At 48.3% G+C, this 16,847-nt stretch carries 14 protein-coding genes and 2 tRNA genes; 10 read left to right on the top strand and 6 right to left on the bottom strand.

Annotation, left to right across the window (positions count from 1 at the left end; translation table 11 throughout):
* Positions 1–762: 762 nt before the first annotated feature.
* Positions 763–839: transfer RNA gene (locus tag H6A12_RS02740), tRNA-Arg, on the bottom strand.
* Positions 840–999: 160 nt separating this feature from the next.
* Between H6A12_RS02740 and H6A12_RS02735 the strand changes: the two genes are divergently transcribed.
* The 5 genes from H6A12_RS02735 to H6A12_RS02715 all read left to right on the top strand — a co-directional run bounded on the left by H6A12_RS02735 (position 1,000) and on the right by H6A12_RS02715 (position 6,176).
* Positions 1,000–2,379 carry a potassium transporter TrkG gene (locus H6A12_RS02735; RefSeq protein WP_204444533.1) on the top strand — a complete coding sequence of 460 codons (1,380 nt, stop codon included), beginning with the start codon at positions 1,000–1,002 and terminating at the stop codon, positions 2,377–2,379.
* 132 nt (positions 2,380–2,511) lie between these two features.
* On the top strand, positions 2,512–4,299 hold the full coding sequence (locus H6A12_RS02730) for a Na/Pi cotransporter family protein (RefSeq protein WP_204444530.1): 1,788 nt from the start codon (positions 2,512–2,514) through the stop codon (positions 4,297–4,299).
* 113 nt (positions 4,300–4,412) lie between these two features.
* Positions 4,413–4,500 (top strand) — tRNA-Leu (locus H6A12_RS02725).
* Between the two features lie 563 nt (positions 4,501–5,063).
* Positions 5,064–5,465 (top strand): hypothetical protein, encoded by a 402-nt coding sequence (locus tag H6A12_RS02720; protein WP_204444528.1) that lies wholly within the window; start codon positions 5,064–5,066, stop codon positions 5,463–5,465.
* Between the two features lie 33 nt (positions 5,466–5,498).
* Complete coding sequence (locus H6A12_RS02715; protein ID WP_204444526.1) at positions 5,499–6,176, top strand: hypothetical protein; 678 nt, start codon at positions 5,499–5,501, stop codon at positions 6,174–6,176.
* 44 nt (positions 6,177–6,220) lie between these two features.
* Here the strand turns inward: H6A12_RS02715 and H6A12_RS02710 are convergent, their stop codons facing one another.
* The 4 genes from H6A12_RS02710 to H6A12_RS02695 form a co-directional block, all read right to left on the bottom strand.
* Positions 6,221–8,083: a heavy metal translocating P-type ATPase gene (locus H6A12_RS02710; protein ID WP_204444645.1), complete on the bottom strand. Its 1,863-nt coding sequence runs from the start codon at positions 8,081–8,083 to the stop codon at positions 6,221–6,223.
* A 22-nt stretch (positions 8,084–8,105) separates the two neighbouring features.
* Entirely contained in the window at positions 8,106–8,327 is a 222-nt protein-coding gene (locus H6A12_RS02705) for a cation transporter (RefSeq protein ID WP_204444524.1), read from the bottom strand.
* 15 nt (positions 8,328–8,342) lie between these two features.
* A complete protein-coding gene (locus H6A12_RS02700; RefSeq protein ID WP_204444522.1) occupies positions 8,343–8,735 on the bottom strand; it encodes an ArsR/SmtB family transcription factor in 393 nt (130 codons plus the stop codon).
* Positions 8,736–8,843: 108 nt separating this feature from the next.
* Positions 8,844–10,988: a GH92 family glycosyl hydrolase gene (locus H6A12_RS02695; protein ID WP_204444520.1), complete on the bottom strand. Its 2,145-nt coding sequence runs from the start codon at positions 10,986–10,988 to the stop codon at positions 8,844–8,846.
* Between the two features lie 317 nt (positions 10,989–11,305).
* Between H6A12_RS02695 and H6A12_RS02690 the strand changes: the two genes are divergently transcribed.
* The 3 genes from H6A12_RS02690 to rlmH all read left to right on the top strand — a co-directional run bounded on the left by H6A12_RS02690 (position 11,306) and on the right by rlmH (position 13,947).
* Positions 11,306–12,589: a UDP-N-acetylglucosamine 1-carboxyvinyltransferase gene (locus H6A12_RS02690; RefSeq protein ID WP_204444518.1), complete on the top strand. Its 1,284-nt coding sequence runs from the start codon at positions 11,306–11,308 to the stop codon at positions 12,587–12,589.
* A 73-nt stretch (positions 12,590–12,662) separates the two neighbouring features.
* Entirely contained in the window at positions 12,663–13,454 is a 792-nt protein-coding gene (locus H6A12_RS02685; RefSeq protein ID WP_204444516.1) for an MBL fold metallo-hydrolase, read from the top strand.
* Positions 13,455–13,470: 16 nt separating this feature from the next.
* Entirely contained in the window at positions 13,471–13,947 is a 477-nt protein-coding gene (gene rlmH, locus H6A12_RS02680; RefSeq protein ID WP_204444514.1) for a 23S rRNA (pseudouridine(1915)-N(3))-methyltransferase RlmH, read from the top strand.
* Positions 13,948–13,988: 41 nt separating this feature from the next.
* On the opposite strand, the gene H6A12_RS02675 is transcribed toward rlmH, so the two are convergent.
* Positions 13,989–14,462 (bottom strand): GNAT family N-acetyltransferase, encoded by a 474-nt coding sequence (locus H6A12_RS02675; RefSeq protein ID WP_204444511.1) that lies wholly within the window; start codon positions 14,460–14,462, stop codon positions 13,989–13,991.
* A 182-nt stretch (positions 14,463–14,644) separates the two neighbouring features.
* Here H6A12_RS02675 and H6A12_RS02670 point away from each other — a divergent pair, with 182 nt between their 5' ends.
* Positions 14,645–15,394, top strand: coding sequence for an AAC(3) family N-acetyltransferase (locus tag H6A12_RS02670; protein WP_204444509.1), 750 nt, complete (start codon positions 14,645–14,647; stop codon positions 15,392–15,394).
* Between the two features lie 15 nt (positions 15,395–15,409).
* Positions 15,410–16,807, top strand: a complete 1,398-nt coding sequence (locus tag H6A12_RS02665) for a sulfatase-like hydrolase/transferase (RefSeq protein ID WP_204444507.1) — start codon at positions 15,410–15,412, stop codon at positions 16,805–16,807.
* Positions 16,808–16,847: the final 40 nt, after the last annotated feature.

Below are 16,847 nucleotides of genomic sequence, written 5' to 3'. Positions count from 1 at the left end.
AGCAAATGTTGCGAATGAAGCAGCACTTGCTGTTTTTTATATTAAGTGAGAAAAGAGAAAAAAGAAAAAGAACTTTTTGATTCAGTAGGTATCAAACATATTGGACAGCGAACTCTAAAAAAGAATTCCATTGGAGGACTGCATAGGAAAGATGTTGGAGCGATAGTTGTAGATAGTAAGTTGTTTGGAAAATCTTACAGAGTGTAAAGGTAAGCGGGATAAGGTAGAATAAGTTTCGCCAAAATAAAAGATATGGTTTGCGGTCTCTGGTAGAATGAAGTTGCGACACACCATTCGAAAGGGCAGCAACCATGTCCAAGAAAATTGTACAACTAAACGAGGGAGAATCAAGAGTGAACTCAAGGAACTTGTGCGAGGTAGCGTAGAGGAAGCTCTCGTTGAGATGTATCTGTCCGGCATGTGGAGGATATCGCTGAGGCCCTGTGGGACAGCAAAGTATCGCCTTCCGCTAAATGAACAAATTAACAGGGTAACGACCGCCTTTTTCATTAGCAGAAATTTTGCTCAATTTTTTCTTCCATTAGCAGAGAGGACATTTTCATTATCAAAACAGCGATTTTTTTGCTAATTTTTATTAGCAAGCCGTACACCTGAAAGGCGGACGACATTAGTTCTAATTTCCATTAGCTGACGGAAGATTTGCTAATGAAAATCTGTGAATTTCACGATTTTTCTCTTTTCCCGTAAAAATGAAAAAACGCCGGAAACCCTTGATTTCACTGGGTTTTCCGGCGGAGTTTTTGGTGTTCCCGAGGTGATTCGAACACCCGGCCTACCGCTTAGGAGGCGGTCGCTCTATCCAGCTGAGCTACGGAAACATTTCCTTTTTTAAATATGCACAAGAAACAATCTTTATTATAATCGAAAAGGAGGAAAAATGCAAATCGAAATTGCGTTGTTCACAATATGGTTGTAATCTGTTCATTCGGGTGGTATAATGCACAATGGATTGACAAATAAAATTAGGAGGAAACATTCGTGCTGACGCAATTTGGTAAAAATAAAGGAAGTCTTATCCGCCGGTTTTCAGCAAATCCGGCACGTGTGATTGTGAGCAGTTTCGCGCTGCTTATTTTTGTCGGAACACTTTTATTGATGCTGCCGATTTCTTCTGCATCGGGTCAGTTTACCTCGCCGCTTGATGCGTTGTTTACTGCAACATCTGCGACTTGTGTGACAGGCCTTACAGTACAGAATACCGGTGTGTATTTTTCAGGATTTGGCCAGGGAGTGATCTTGGCGTTGATTCAGTGCGGCGGATTGGGACTTATTACGTTTGCAACGTTTTTTAACCTTGCCATTCGAAAAAAAGCCGGATTTAAAAGCATTCAGGTGGCAAAAGAATCCATCAGTTCAGATACGACAGTCGATATCAGTCGTTTGATGAGCATGATTTTGATTCTTACGCTTTTGTTTGAGCTGACCGGTGCATGTGTGCTGATGATCGCTTTTGTTCCGGAATATGGCGTACAGGGAATTTTTCACTCATTGTTTTTAGCCGTATCGTCCTATTGCAATGCCGGATTTGATTTGCTGGGCGGTGTTGGTGCACAAAGCAGCCTGTGTCCGCTTTACGATAATCCGCTCGTGTTAATCACGATTTCTGTACTCATTATTTCGGGTGGTTTGGGCTTTATTGTATGGCAGGACATCTATCACGCAAAGGTGCGCAAACGGCTTACACTGCACACAAAAGTAGTACTCATCGGCACAGCGGGTTTGCTTGTGCTTGGAACATTATTTATTGCATTGCTGGAATGGAGAAATCCCGGAACACTCGGTTCAATGGACGCGGGCGAAAAGGTCTTAAACAGCTTTTTCTTGTCGGTGTCTTCAAGAACAGCCGGATTCAATACATTTCCGCTTGAAAATATGACCGGACTCGCGAAACTTACCGTCATTGCGCTGATGTTTATTGGTGCAGCACCCGGTTCCACCGGCGGCGGTATCAAGGTTACAACGATGTTTGTTTTGATTGCAACGGTTGTTTGCGTGTTAACCGGAAAGAATGATACCGTAATCAATCATCGTAAAGTGGAAAAAGGCGTTGTGTATAAAGCGCTGGCAATTACAGTGGCGGCATTGATTGCGGTGATGATCTGTACAGCTGTTGTCATTTTTACAGCCAACCCGGAGATGTTTTCGGAAATCAATGCGCTGTTTGAATCGGTGTCTGCGTTTGGTACGGTTGGTTTGACCATCGGTGTCACAGAACACGCAAGTGTATTTGGCCGGATTGCACTGATTCTTGCCATGTTTTTGGGACGTGTGGGCCCGATGTCATTGGCACTTTCGCTTGCAATGCGCCCGATTCAAAAGAGTACCGTATTGCCGGAAGGCAAGATTATGGTTGGATAACTTAAAAAAGATTTCATATAAATTTAATTTTTCTATAGCATAACGTGTCGATTTATGGTATGATGAACTCGTATCAGGTATTTTGGTACAAGAAAGCGATCAGAAAAATTCAGATGAAATGTTGGAGGTTTTATGGAAACGTTTTTAAGTGTGCTTACGGCAGCAGGCGGACTTGCGTTTTTTCTGTTCGGCATGAATTTGCTTGGCAACAGCCTTGAACGTGCGGCAGGCGGACGAATGCAAAAAGCGCTTGAAAAAATGACAAGCAATGTTTTTAAAAGCTTGCTTTTGGGCTTGGTCGTCACTGCGACGATTCAAAGTTCTTCCGCAACAACCGTCATCGTGGTCGGTTTGGTCAATGCGGGCATTTTAAAACTGCGCAATGCAATCGGTGTTATCATGGGTGCAAACATCGGTACAACCGTGACATCGTTGATTGTCAGTCTTGCTGACCCGAATCATGCAAACAGTGCAAACATGATCTTAAAATTCTTAAAGCCGGAAACGTTTACACCGGTAATTGCGGTGATTGCAATTATTGTGATCATGTCCACCAAAAAAAGCAAACCGCGTATGATTGCAGAGATTATGTTCGGATTTGCAATTTTGTTCAACGGCATGATGATCATGACCGATGCACTCAAACCGTTGTCTGAGTCAGACATGTTCCGCAATATTTTCGCAACGTTGTCCAATCCGCTTTTGGGCATTCTTGTTGGTACAGTTGTTACAGCGATTATCCAGAGTTCGTCGGCATCTGTTGCAATCTTGCAGACGACCGCGGCAACCGGTGCGGTTCCGTTTTCGGCGGCGGTTCCGATTATTCTCGGTCAGAACATCGGTACTTGTGTGACATCACTGCTCTCAAGTATCGGCGCAAACAAAAACGCACGCCGTGCAGCAATGGTGCATTTGTATTTTAATATTATCGGTACCATTATATTCTTCATCGCCATTTATTTAATCCAGATGTTTATCGGCTTCCCGTTCTGGAATGATCCGATTTCTATGACCGGAATTTCGTACGTTCATATTACATTTAACGTTGTGACCACCATCCTGTTCATTCCGTTCACCGGTTTGCTTGAAAAGCTGGCTGTTTTGACGGTTCGCGGCAAAAAGAACGAAGGTCAGGACGAAGAAGTTCCGCAGGTTTCTGTGTTGGACGAGCGCTTTTTGCGTACACCGCAGCTGGCGCTTTCGCACAGCAAAGAGATCATTGAACTCATGGGCACTTATGCAAAGAAAAACTTCAAACGTTCTGTTACAATGTTCCAGTCGTTTGATTTAAAGAAAAAAGAAAATATTCTTGAGTTTGAAGATGCGATCGACCGTATGGAGGACAGATTGAACCGCTATATGGTTGACATGACCAATCAAGAGCTTAGTGAGCAGGACAGCCGTACAATCACCTATCAGATGAAGCTGATTGTGGAATTCGAACGTATCGGTGACTATGCAATCAATGTGCTTGAATTGGCAGAACAGCTTCATCAAAAGGGTGTGAAGCTTTCTGATAAAGCGATTGAAGAGCTTCATGCATTTTCGGATGCTGTCACTGAAATTATCGAGTTAGCGCTTGCGTGCGTTAAAGATAATGACAGCAAGCTGGCAACACGCGTTGAGCCGCTTGAGGAAATTGTCGATAAGATGGAAGACACCTTGAAATTCCGTCATATTGAACGACTGAAAAACGGTCAGTGCACGATTGACGGTGGTCTTGTGTTCCTCGAACTGCTGACAAACCTCGAGAGAATTTCCGACCACTGCTCCAATATCGCGGTGTATGTTATCGGTTATCAGCATCAGCTTGATACGCTGGATCGTCACGAATATATCAAACAGATGCACGAAGGTGAAGACAGCGAATACAGCCGCGTATTCAAAGAATACAACGAGAAATACTTTTCCCGCATCTGATTCTTTGCGAACTACAAAAAGCGACGGAACATTCCGTCGCTTTTTTCTTGTGTTTGAAGAGATTTTTCTTGACAAGCGGCTGTTTTTTTACTATAATAATAAAGTAATTTTGTGCTGGTGTGGCGGAACTGGCAGACGCCCGGGACTTAAAATCCCGTGAGGCTTTCCCTCGTACCGGTTCGATTCCGGTCACCAGCACCAGACCTGCGGTCAGCAATTCGCGGCCGCAGGTTTTTTGTTTTTATAGAGTGAGACGCTCGCAGCGAAGTCTGCCGCGGGAATCAAAGTAAGAAAATATGGAGTTTCTGCGTGCGCGGAATCAAAGCGCCTTAGGCGCCGCGGCCGCAGGTTTTTTGTTTTTATAGAGTGAGACGCTCGCGGCGAAGTTTGACGCGGGAATCAAAGTAAGAAAATATGCAGTCTCTGCGTGCGCGGCGTGCCCACCGCAGGTGCGCCTTAGGCGCAAATAAAAATATATTCAGAAAATTGATTTATATATCTTGATAACTGTTGACATATTATAATAAGGTTGATATAATGAGATTGACAAGAAAATAACACCAATTACGGATGATCTTAAGGGGTTGATTCCAATGAACAGGAATGCGCGTTTTTTATTTTAATTCAAAATAGGAGGCGAACCCTATGAGCAACCATTAAAAATCGTGCTGATTTGTATCGGTGCGATCTGTATTGCGGCGGTCATTTGCGTTTCATTTTTCCTTGTAAATCAAAAACCGCCGCAGTGGGAGCCGCTTCGGGAAATGAAGCAGTACAAAGAACTTCTGGAAGAACCGATTTTGGAAATAGAGGAGCATATGCCGCTGGATTCAGCCGATTGGGCAGTATTCGACGATGAAGATTTGGTGAAGATGTGGACGGATTTCATTCAGAGTGCCGAGGTGAAACGTATCGAAAAAGCACCGGACAGGAAGGACACTGTCGGCGGCGGACCTGGCGTTGCAGCGTTCAAAACGCAGTCGGGAGAGTATCGTATCTATTTTTATCGGCTGAATCCGGAAATTGATGAACAGGAAGAATGCATGCTCGAAATCGACGGATATTTTTATGAACTCAAGGACCCGAAATCACTTCCGTTTTATGAAACATTCACCGCAGGACAAGAACGTCATGGTGCTCAGTCTCCGTGGGGACCCCGTGATTAAGCTCGACGGAGAATCATAAAGTTAGGTGATTGTATGAAACGAATTTGTTTGAGTGGAATCATTGCGTTGCTTGCGGTAGCGGTTTTGTGCACGGGCTGTAAGCAGTATACGGAAACAGAAGAAAGCACGCTGATCCCCGATTTGATAGACAAACAGGAAACCTCTGTTCCTGCGCCGGACCCGCCGAAACGATCGGAACCGGAAGAGGAAACCGGCGAGCAGAGTGAAAAACTGCCGCCGCAGGCTGCGCATCAAAACCGCAAGGAGGCGATCGATGCGGTCGGCAAGGAATACGAAGACCGCATTGACAGCACGGTGCTTGCTGAGATGATTGCGCATGAGCAGGGAAGTCCAAGCGTTGATTTTGCGTTGTTTGAAACCGATCAGCAGGCGTATGTGACTAAAGTGCGTGCGCTGTTTGAAGATCGGCTGCCGTTTCGGTCGGAGGGATCGCTTGTAGGACCCAAAGCGCCGTCTTATGAAAAAGCATGTGACTACATTCGGGCAGAATTTGCCGATTGCATCGGCAAAAAGATCGACAGTCAAACGTTTGAGGAGTATCTGACGCTGATGAAAGCGGATATTGCACAGCAAAATCCGGTACCATATGAACAAAATCCGCAGAAAGCGTTTGATAACTGCCGGCGCATGCTCTGGGATTTGTGTGAATGCACGACTGAAGACACGCCTTATTTTAAAACACATCCATAACAAAAAGCCCGCCGAAGATCTTCGGCGGGCTTTTTAGCGTTCGATTATTTTGATTTTTCGGATGAGCTTTGGTACCGCAGTGCACGCATTGCATTCAAAATTGCAATTACGGATACACCGACATCTGCAAATACCGCTTCCCACATGGTGGCGATTCCGAAAATACCCAGAATCAGCACAGCGAATTTGACACCCAGCGCAAATACGATGTTCTGTTTGACGATCCGCATGGTGCGTTTTGCAATCCGGATGGCATCGGTGAGTTTTGTCGGATCATCGTCCATGATGACGACATCGGCTGCTTCAATGGCAGCATCAGAGCCAAGTCCTCCCATTGCCACACCGACGTCTGCGCGTGCGAGTACCGGTGCGTCGTTGATGCCGTCGCCGGTGTAGACAAGCGTACCGTTTTCTGTGGAAGAAGCGATGGTTTCGAGCGCCGACACTTTTGCATCCGGCAAAAGTTCTGCGTGAACGTCATCAATACCGACTTCGGCGGCGATCTGTTTGCCGATTACAGCGGAGTCACCCGTAAGCATTGCCGTTTTCGAGATGCCAACGCCGTGCAGTTGAGCGACTGCCTGTGCGGCCTGCGGTTTTACTTCGTCGCGGATGAGCACTGCACCGGCAAATCTGCCGTCCACCGCTGTGTATACGATGGTTCCCGGCTCGCTGACCGGTGAAACGGAAATGGTTTGCGAAGCCAAGAAGCGTTCCGTTCCGGCAATGACTGTATGACCGTCAACAATGGCACAAACGCCGTGACCTGCCTGTTCGGATGCCTGCTCGACAGAGGCGTTTTGTGCATCGGTGCAGGCGGCTTTTAAAGACTGTGCAATCGGGTGAGAGGAGAACGATTCAGCAGCCGCAGTGTAGTAAAGGAGCTGTTCGTCGGTGAACCCGTCTGCGGCAAACACGCCGGAAACGGAAAATCTGCCTTTTGTGAGTGTGCCGGTTTTGTCAAATACGACCGTCTGTGCATGGGAAAGCGCTTCTAAATAGTTGCTGCCTTTGATGAGGATACCGCGTTTTGATGCCGCGCCGATACCGCCGAAAAATCCGAGCGGAACACTGATGACAAGCGCACACGGGCACGAAATAACGAGGAAAATGAGCGCGCGCTGAATCCATTCGGCAAATCCGGTTTGCAGAATGAGCGGCGGCAGGGTGGCGAGAATCGCTGCGCCGATGACCACGCAGGGGGTGTACCATTTGGCGAAGCGCGTGATAAACGTTTCGGTCTTCGCTTTGCGGGAGGCGGCTTTTTCTACAAGCTCGAGAATTTTGGAAACAGTCGATTCGGTGAACGGTTTTGTTACCTCGATTTCGATGACCGCTGTCTGATTGATACAGCCGCTCAGCGCCGTGTCGCCCGGAGAGAGAACGCGCGGAACAGACTCACCGGTCAGTGCAGATGTGTCTGCAAACGATTCACCGGTCAACACCGTTCCGTCAAGCGGAATGCGTTCGCCCGGAGCAACAACAATCGTTTCGCCGATCTGTACTTCGTCGGGCGATACGGTCAAAAGATTGCCGTCCCGTTTGACAGTGGCTGTTTCGGGACGGATACTCAGCAGCGCTCGAATGGAATCTCTCGAGCGGTTGACGGCAACGCTCTCAAACAATTCGCCCACTTGGCTGAAGATCATCACGGCAACGCCTTCGGGATATTCGCCGAGGAAAAATGCGCCGACAGTCGCCAATGCCATCAGAAAGTTTTCGTCGAACACTTGACCACGCAGAATGTTCCGGGCTGCATGAAACAGCACATCCCATCCAATGAGCAGGTATGGCACAAGAAATACACACAGTCTGAGCCATCCGGATACCGGCAAAAAGCAGGCGATGAGCAGCAATACGACGGACACAATGATGCGGGCAAGCGTTTTCTTGTGTTTGGTTGTCAGTTTCATCTTAGAAAACACCCCTTTACGGCAGAACAATGCGGCAGTCCGCGTCAACTTTTTTGCAGGCTTTCTGTGCTTTTTTTAAGATGTCATCCATACGGGATTCATCGGCTTCGAGTGTCATTTTTTCAAGCAGAAAGCTGATCGATACATCTTCTACACCGTCAATTTTAGCAATAGCTGCTTCCATTTTTGCTGCACAGTTTGCGCAGTCAAGATTCTCCATTTTAAATGTCTGTTTCATCAAAAATCCTCCCTGTTATTCCTCAACGTGTTCCATACCTTGGTTGATGATTGTTTTGACGTGCTCGTCTGCGAGCGAATACATCACAGCCTTGCCGTCGCGGCGGTATTTCACGAGCTTTGACTGCTTTAAAACACGCAGCTGATGTGAGATCGCCGACTGGCTCATGTTCAAAAGCTGTGCGATATCGCAGACGCACATCTCCGATTCGAGCAGGACATACAAAATTTTAATGCGTGTGCTGTCGCCGAATACTTTATAAAGCTCCGCCAGATCGTAGAGAATTTCTTCGTCTGGCATCCGCTCGTTCACCGCTTCGACCAGTTCGTCGTGCGCATGGAGATAGTCACAGCGCGGGGACTCTGCTTCTGTCAATTTGATCACCTCATCATATGAATCATTGTTCATATGTTTATTATATCACCGGAAACGGAAAAGTCAACGGTAAATTGACGATTTTTGAAAAAAGAAAAACGCCTCCGATTGAAAGGAGGCGTTTTTAGCGATATAACGATTTTATTCCGCAAACAGTGCTTTGTTCGGACGTTCGCCCATGATAAGACGAAGCTCACCGCCCTCCATCATCTGTGCGTGGCTGAACAGCGGGGCGGTTAGTGGTTCGCCGTTTAAGGATGCCGACTGGATGTATTTTGCTTTGCCGGAAGCACCCTCAGCGATGACGGTGAAGACCTTGCCGTTTGGCAGTGTCAGTTCCACGCGGTCAAAAATCGGACTGCCGATGTCGTAGTTGCCGCTTGCCGGGTTGACTGGGTAGAATCCCATTGCGGAGAATGCCATCCATGCACTCATTGCGCCGCCGTCTTCGTCGCCGCAGATGCCGAGCGGGGAATCCGGGAACCACATATCGATGATTTCGTGGATTTTGCGCTGTGTTTTGTATGCCTGTCCGCAGTAGTTATACAGATACGGAATATGGAAACTCGGTTCGTTGCCCATGCAGAACTGACCCATCAGGCCGGTGGCATCCGGATACTGCATGAGGAATGTCGATTTGAGCACGCCGTCATACTGTTCGACATACAGATTGTCGAGTTTTGCGGCAAATGCGTCTTTGCCGCCCATCATCTCGACGGTGCCCGGGATGTCGTGCTGTGCGGCAAAGTTATAAATGTAAGCGTTGTTCTCAGCGAAATATTTGCGTCCGCCCTGACCGCCGCAGAATTTTGGATTATATTCTTTTGTGAAGGTGCCGTCCGCTTTTTTCGGATGCATGAAGCCGGTTTCTTTGTTGTAGACGTTCTGGTAATTAAGCGCCCGTTTCAAAAACAGTGCGGCTTCGTCGTGATGACCGAGTTTTGCGGCAAGCTGTGCAACACACCAATCGTCATACGAATGCTCGATCGTGACGGCAACCGACTGACGGTTTTCGAATTCATGAACAGCATCGCAGGTTTCTTCTTCATCCTCTTCAAGGCCCGGGAAGAAGCCGTTTTCATAATAGCATTTGGTCAGATCTTCTGCTTCACCGTCGCGCCACGGAAGCATGGTGCGCTTTGTTGCATTTTTGTATGCTGCTTCATATGCGAGCGGCAGATCAAACGAAACACCTTTTGCAGCAGCTTCTGCAAACAGAGAAACGGTGTGATGACCGAGCATGCACGGTATATTGCCGTTTAAATACGGGAAGCGAGGCAGCCATCCGCTCTGCTCGTACATTCTAAGATAGGAACAAAGTGTGTCCTCGTGTACCTGCGGCTCGAGCAGAAGCTGGAGCGGGTGCATGCCGCGGAATGTGTCCCAGATACCGTCGTCACAATAATAGCCATGGCCTTCGTCGTCATGAATCTTGCCGTCGAAGCCTTTATATTTGCCGTTTACGCTGTAATTGTGCATTCTCGAAGCGGCACGGTAAATTGCGGTGTAGAATGAACGCAGGTGCGATTCGCTGCCGCCCTGTACACGGACTTTGCCGAGTACGTCGTTCCATGCGGCGTTGCAGTCGCTGCGCACTTCGTCAAACGAGCGCGACAGCATGCCGTTTTGTGCGCATTCGAACAGGCTCTCCATCGAAAGCGACGATACAGCAAACGGAAGCGTCACTTCGCGGGAGGAAAAGCGTACAACAACTGCTTTGGCCTCTTCATTGATGTGCGGGCGGTAGTCCTGCGGGGTGGTAATGTCGTATGCTTCGACGGAAACGACATCACTGAGCGCAAAAATGGTACCGAGATACGGCGCGTCGTTTTTATGTCTTGCGGCGAAAAATGCGAGCAGGTTTCCTTCGTGTTTGTATGCTGTGCAGAACTTGGTGTAGAACACGACAGCCGGTTCGCACGATTCCGGGAATGTAAACGAGAACACACCAGTGTTTTTGTAAGCGGTGTGGCGTTCTAAAATGTCGTGGTCTTCAAGCAGAACTTCATAAAAATCAGGGCGTGCGGTTTCCATATCGTGGTCAAACACACTTGCCGTTTTCATGTAGTCGGGTGCATGGTCTTCGTAAGCGGTCGGCATCACAGCTGTAAGACCTGCGGAAAATCCGAAAATTTTGTCGGAGTTATAGCGGTCTTTCATGCCCGGACGAAACAGCGGTGCAACCACAGCCGCACCATGCGGGGACAAAACACTCGGCGATGTGGAGGTCAGCAGATGGCCTACAGTGCCGATGTTCGTGTCAACATAGTTTGTGTAATCGATCATTCAAATATCTCCTCTCTTTTTACGATCCCCAGGCGGGGACAACCAATTCGTGATTATGATAGCGCAACCAAACGAAAAATACAAGCATGAATTTTAAAATTTTGTTTACACAAATGAACGCAAAACCGTGTATGGTAAAAAGGCCGCTTTGCATCAGCGAAAGAGCGGCATGATTCCTGCGCTTTTTTGGGCGGACGGTTTCGTTTTTCTGTACAAATTCGAAACAAAAGAATCCGATTGTTTTTTTGTGAAAATCTTTGTATTCTTTTTTGTTTTATGTTATACTATAATCGATAGTATGTAAAGGAGCGAACGATTTGGAAAAATACATGATTCACGGCGGCCATCGTTTGGTCGGCGAAGTTGAAATCAGCGGTGCCAAAAATGCAGCCGTTGCAATTCTTCCGGCTACCATCCTTTGTGATGAACCTTGTGTCATTGAGAATATCCCCAATATCAGCGACGTTTCCAGCATTGTCGACATTTTAAATGAAATGGGTGCGAAAATCACCGTTATCAATAAACATACGCTTCAAATTGACCCGACCGGCATCAAAACGCCGGAAGTGCCGTATCAGATGGCAAGACGCATGCGTGCATCGAGCTATTTCATGGGCGCACTGCTGGGTAAATTCCACGAATCGAAAGTGCCGCTTCCGGGCGGATGTGATTTCGGTGTACGTCCGATTGACCAGCATTTAAAATGCTTTACCGCGCTGGGTGCGACGCACGAGGTGGAATCGGGCGTTGTTGTGCTGTCTGCCGAAAAACTCGAAGGCGCACATGTCTATTTTGATGTGGTAACGGTTGGCGCAACGATCAATGCGATGCTGTGCTCGGTGCTTGCCGAGGGACAAACCATCATCGAAAACGCCGCAAAAGAACCACACATTGTGGATTTGGCAAACTTCTTGAATGCGATGGGTGCAGAAGTGCGCGGCGCCGGTACTGATGTGATTAAAGTGCGCGGCGTCACAAAACTGCACGGAACAGTACACAACATCATCCCCGATCAGATTGAAGCAGGTACCTATATGGTGGCTGCTGCGGCGACGCGCGGCGATGTGCTGATTCGCGGCGTCATTCCAAAACATCTTGAATCGATCACATCGAAACTTCAGAGCATCGGTGTCACTGTGACAGAGTTTGACGATGCGATTCGTGTCACCGGGGACAAGCCCTATGTGAAAACAAACGTCAAAACAATGCCGCATCCGGGCTTCCCCACCGATATGCAGCCGCAGATTGCAGTGCTTTTATGTTTGGCGGAGGGAACCTCTTTGCTCACCGAGGGTGTTTGGGACAACCGTTTCCGCTATGTCAATGAGCTGCGCCGGCTGGGTGCGGAGATCTCTGTAGACGGACGTGTCGCCATCATTGAAGGTCCGAAAAAGTTCTCCGGTGCGCCGGTCAAAGCAACCGATCTGCGTGCAGGTGCGGCAATGGTGATTGCCGGACTGGTTGCTGACGGTGTGACGGAAATTGAAGATATCCGCCATATTGAGCGCGGTTATGAGGACATTGAAGAGAAACTGCAAATGCTCGGTGCCGATATCAAAAAGATTGTCGTGCCGGACAGCGAGATTGCAAAAGCACTGTAATATTTTCGTATCAAAGAAAAAGGGTGCAAGGCACCCTTTTTTTGCGTTGACATCAAAAGGAGAACCTTGACCCATGCCATTTTGTTATCCGTTGTGTTCCTCTTCAAAAGGGAATGCAACGTATTTCGGAACGCGTGAAGCCGGCGTTTTGATTGATATCGGGCTGTCGGCACGGCAGCTTTTTTCAAAGCTTTCACTTGCCTCGATCGAACGGAATGCGATTCGTGCTATTTTCATCACGCATGAGCACAGTGACCATATCAAAGGATTGCCGGTTGTAGCAAAACAGTTAAACGTGCCGATTTACGGTTCACGCAAAACACTTGAAGCGCTGATTGAAAAGGATATGATTCCGGCAGGCGCAACTGTGTGTGAAATCAAGCATAAATCGGCGGAATTTGCGGGACTTTCTGTCTCTGCCTTTGAAACACCGCACGATGCCGCGCATTCGCTCGGCTATCGTGTGACACTGCCGGACGGGCGGTATGTCTGCACCTGCACCGATCTTGGTCACATGACCGAAGAGATCTATGACCGGTTAAAGGGCAGTGAACTTGTTCTGCTTGAATCAAACTACGATCCGCAGATGCTCGAAGAAGGACCGTATCCGTCCTATTTAAAGCGCCGGATTGCATCGTCGCACGGACATCTTTCCAATGAGGACTGTGCCAATACGGTGGCAAGCTTGTTTGCGGATGGGACGACGCGTTTTTTGCTCGGGCATTTAAGTGAACAGAACAACCGCCCGGAGCTTGCCTATTTTAAAACGATTTCTGCACTTTCAAAGGCGGGTGCTGTAATAAACGAAGACGTTTCACTGATGGTGGCGCCGCCGCAGAACTGCGGAAAGGTGATTGCGCTTTGAGAAAGGGAGAACAGCCATGTTAACAATCCGAATTGTCTGTATCGGAAAACTCAAAGAGTCCTATCTGCGTGATGCACAGGCGGAATATGCAAAACGGCTCGGCGCTTTTTGCAAGCTTGAAATCGTGGAGCTGTCCGAATACCGTCTGCCGGACAAACCGAGCGAAGCCCAGATTCAAAAGGGACTGACGGAAGAGGGCGTACAGATTCTTGCAAAGCTTTCAGGCGTCTGTGTGCCGCTTTGCATCGAGGGAAAAACGATTTCCTCGCCCGCGCTTGCGGAGAAGATCGCTTCATTTGCAAACTGCGGCGAGAGTACGATCACATTTGTGATCGGCGGCTCGTTCGGTCTTTCGGATGAGGTCAAACAGCGCGGCGCGTTCAAGCTTTCGATGTCGCCGATGACATTTCCGCATCAGCTTGCACGCATTATGCTGCTCGAGCAGGTGTACCGCGCATTTCAGATTCAGTCGGGCGGAAAATATCATAAATGAAAAAAGCGTCTGCATCGCAGACGCTTTTTTGTATGGCGCGATTATACACCGACCAAGTTTCCGTAGACACCCGGCCAGCTGTTTTCAATGACGATAGCACCGGATGTTTTTTTATAAAAATCAACCGGACCTGCATCGCCGACGATGCAGTAGCCATAGCCCTGCTCCCACATGTCACACAGACATTTTAAGTAAAGTGCTTTGCCGACACCTTTGCCGCGTGTCGATTCGAGCACACCGGTCGGACCGAAAAAGCCGCGTGCGGTTGCGTCATAGCACGCAAATCCGATGACTTTTTTGTCTTTTACGGCAATGAAGCAGGAAGCGGGTGTGTTCAAAATCGCTTTGGTTGTTTCGCCTGCCCATTTTTCATTAAACTGCTCGCGAACAAATGCGATGATTTCGTAAAGATCGGGCGCCATTGCGCGTTTGATGAAGATTCCTTCTTCTTTCAATGCGGCAATCAGGTCGCCGCACGAATGATCGTGTGAGAGATTTACAAGCATATCCGGCATGGAAAGCTCCTCCTTTATTCTGATACTGTTAAGCTGGTTATATCATATTTTGATTCGAAATGCAAGAAGCGGCAGGCGGGATTTTCCTGTCAAAAAAGCGGGAATGCACTTGAAAAAAGATGTGATTTTCAGTACAATAAAAACTGTATAGGTATGACAATACGCAGACGGAGGAATGCTGCATGAAATATACAGAACGACTGATGATTGATTTAAAACGGCTTGGCATTCAAGCGGGCGATGTGCTGCTGGTGCATTCTTCGATGCACGCACTCGGTGTGCCGGAGCTTCGTGCAGAAGAAGTGATCGAAACATTGATGGAGATTTTGACCGACCAGGGAACACTGCTGATTCCCGCTCTTTCCTATGAAACTGTCACCAGGCAGTCGCCGGTGTTTGATATCCGCGAAACGAAAAGCTGTGTGGGTGCACTGTCGGAGTGCTTTCGCACGAAATATGCACAGTATCGGAGCGTCCATCCGACGCATTCGGTTTGTGCGTGGGGAAAATATGCGTACAGCATGACGGTTTGGCATGCGCTCGATGAAACGCCTGTCGGACCGCATTCGCCGTTTTGGCAGCTGCCGCTTCTCCACGGAAAGATTTTGATGCTCGGATGCGGACTGCGCCCGAATACCTTCATGCATGGTGTGGAGGAAATGGCGCGCGTGCGGTATGCCGTGGGACGCCAGCCATGTTTATACACACTCACAGACGGCAAAAAACATACGGTGCGGAAAATTTATTATCCGCACGCATTCGGTCCGCTGATTCAGCGGTATGACCGGCTTGCCGATCTTTTGACCGAGCCGCAGCTTCATATGGGAAAAGTCCTTCAGGCGGACGCCTATGTGATTGATGCAGCCGCAGCAGCAGAAGCTGCAAAGAGTGCGATCCGAAAAAAAGAACGCTTTTTTGTCGATGAACCGTAAGAAATTGGAGGGAACATGATGGCAAACAGATCGAATATTCTGTTCATTTTGGCAGACGACCAGCGCTTTGATACGATTCATGCGCTTGGAAATGATGACATCCACACCCCAAACCTTGACTGGCTGGCAGAGTCGGGTACTGCGTTTACGCACGCGCATATTCCGGGCGGCACCTCGGGCGCTGTGTGTATGCCGAGCCGTGCGATGATCAACTCCGGAAAAACGCTGTTCCATCTGTACGGCGCAGGACAGGAAATTCCGAAAACCGATGTGACAATGGGTGAGCAGTTTCTAAAAAACGGATATGAAACGTTCGGCATCGGTAAATGGCACAACGGCACAGAGTCGTATGCGCGCAGTTTCTGCGGCGGTGACGAAATCTTTTTCGGCGGCATGTGGGATCACTGGAATGTGCCGGTGAACAGCTATCACGAAGACGGTGTGTACGATCACATTGTGCGCACTACGCCGAATTTTTTGCATTGCAATCACCCGATGGATACGATCGCGGAGCGGATTACAGCCGGAAAACATTCGACAGAGCTTTTCACCGATGCGGCTGTCCGGTTTATTGAGCAGCCACATGAAAAACCGTTTTTCCTCTATACGGCAATGCTTGCGCCGCACGATCCGCGGACAATGCCGGAAGAATTTAAAAAGATGTATGATCCAAAAAAGATTTCGCTGCCTGAAAACTTTATGGAATCACATCCGTTTGATTTTGGCATCAATCCGGCAATCGGCGAGGACCGCGACGAAAATCTCGCCGCTTATCCGCGCACAGAACAGGAAGTTCGCCAACACATTGCAGATTATTATGCAATGATTTCGCATATTGACGCCTATGTCGGCAGAATGATCGATGCACTGCGCCGTACCGGCCAGCTTGAAAACACAATCATCGTGTATACCGGTGACAACGGACTGGCTGTGGGACGTCATGGCTTGATGGGCAAACAGAATCTGTATGAACACAGCATTCGTGTGCCGCTGATTTTGCGTGGCCCGGGCATTCCTGCGGGTGCGCGGCGCGATGCCTATGTGTATTTGATGGACATTTATCCGACGCTGTGTGAATTCTGTGGGATGGAAGTCCCGGCGCCTGTCGAGGGCAAAAGTTTTTTGCCGACACTGCTCGAGGATGCACCGGCGCGTGAAACACTGTATCTTGCGTACACGCATCTCATCCGCGGCATGAAAGACCGTCGGTTTAAGCTGCTTCGGTATAAAAATAATCCGGACTGCACACAGCTGTTTGATCTTCAAAACGATCCGAACGAGCTTTGCAATCTGTATCATGACGAATCGTATCGCGCAGTGCGTGATTCGCTTGAAAAACAGCTTCTTTCTGCGCACAGGATTTATGAGGACAATCCCGAAAACGAGTGCACCCGCGCATTTTGGCAGGAATAACACGCGCCTTTTTTGCATAGGAATGCAAAAAAGGGGAAAC

The sequence above is a fragment of the Merdimmobilis hominis genome (assembly GCF_016901855.1).
Classification (GTDB): domain Bacteria; phylum Bacillota; class Clostridia; order Oscillospirales; family Ruminococcaceae; genus Paludihabitans.
The sequence above is the reverse complement of the archived record's forward strand: the minus strand, read 5'-3'. Positions and strand labels throughout refer to the sequence as shown.

Coding starts and splice junctions, on each gene's coding strand:
- H6A12_RS02730 (WP_204444530.1), top strand. CDS start 2,512: ATGGAAACGTTTTTAAGTGTGCTTACGGCAGCAGGCGGACTTGCGTTT.
- H6A12_RS02720 (WP_204444528.1), top strand. CDS start 5,064: ATGAAGCAGTACAAAGAACTTCTGGAAGAACCGATTTTGGAAATAGAG.
- H6A12_RS02715 (WP_204444526.1), top strand. CDS start 5,499: ATGAAACGAATTTGTTTGAGTGGAATCATTGCGTTGCTTGCGGTAGCG.
- H6A12_RS02705 (WP_204444524.1), bottom strand. CDS start 8,327: ATGAAACAGACATTTAAAATGGAGAATCTTGACTGCGCAAACTGTGCA.
- H6A12_RS02700 (WP_204444522.1), bottom strand. CDS start 8,735: ATGAACAATGATTCATATGATGAGGTGATCAAATTGACAGAAGCAGAG.
- H6A12_RS02695 (WP_204444520.1), bottom strand. CDS start 10,988: ATGATCGATTACACAAACTATGTTGACACGAACATCGGCACTGTAGGC.
- H6A12_RS02685 (WP_204444516.1), top strand. CDS start 12,663: ATGCCATTTTGTTATCCGTTGTGTTCCTCTTCAAAAGGGAATGCAACG.
- rlmH (WP_204444514.1), top strand. CDS start 13,471: ATGTTAACAATCCGAATTGTCTGTATCGGAAAACTCAAAGAGTCCTAT.
- H6A12_RS02675 (WP_204444511.1), bottom strand. CDS start 14,462: ATGCCGGATATGCTTGTAAATCTCTCACACGATCATTCGTGCGGCGAC.
- H6A12_RS02670 (WP_204444509.1), top strand. CDS start 14,645: ATGAAATATACAGAACGACTGATGATTGATTTAAAACGGCTTGGCATT.
- H6A12_RS02665 (WP_204444507.1), top strand. CDS start 15,410: ATGATGGCAAACAGATCGAATATTCTGTTCATTTTGGCAGACGACCAG.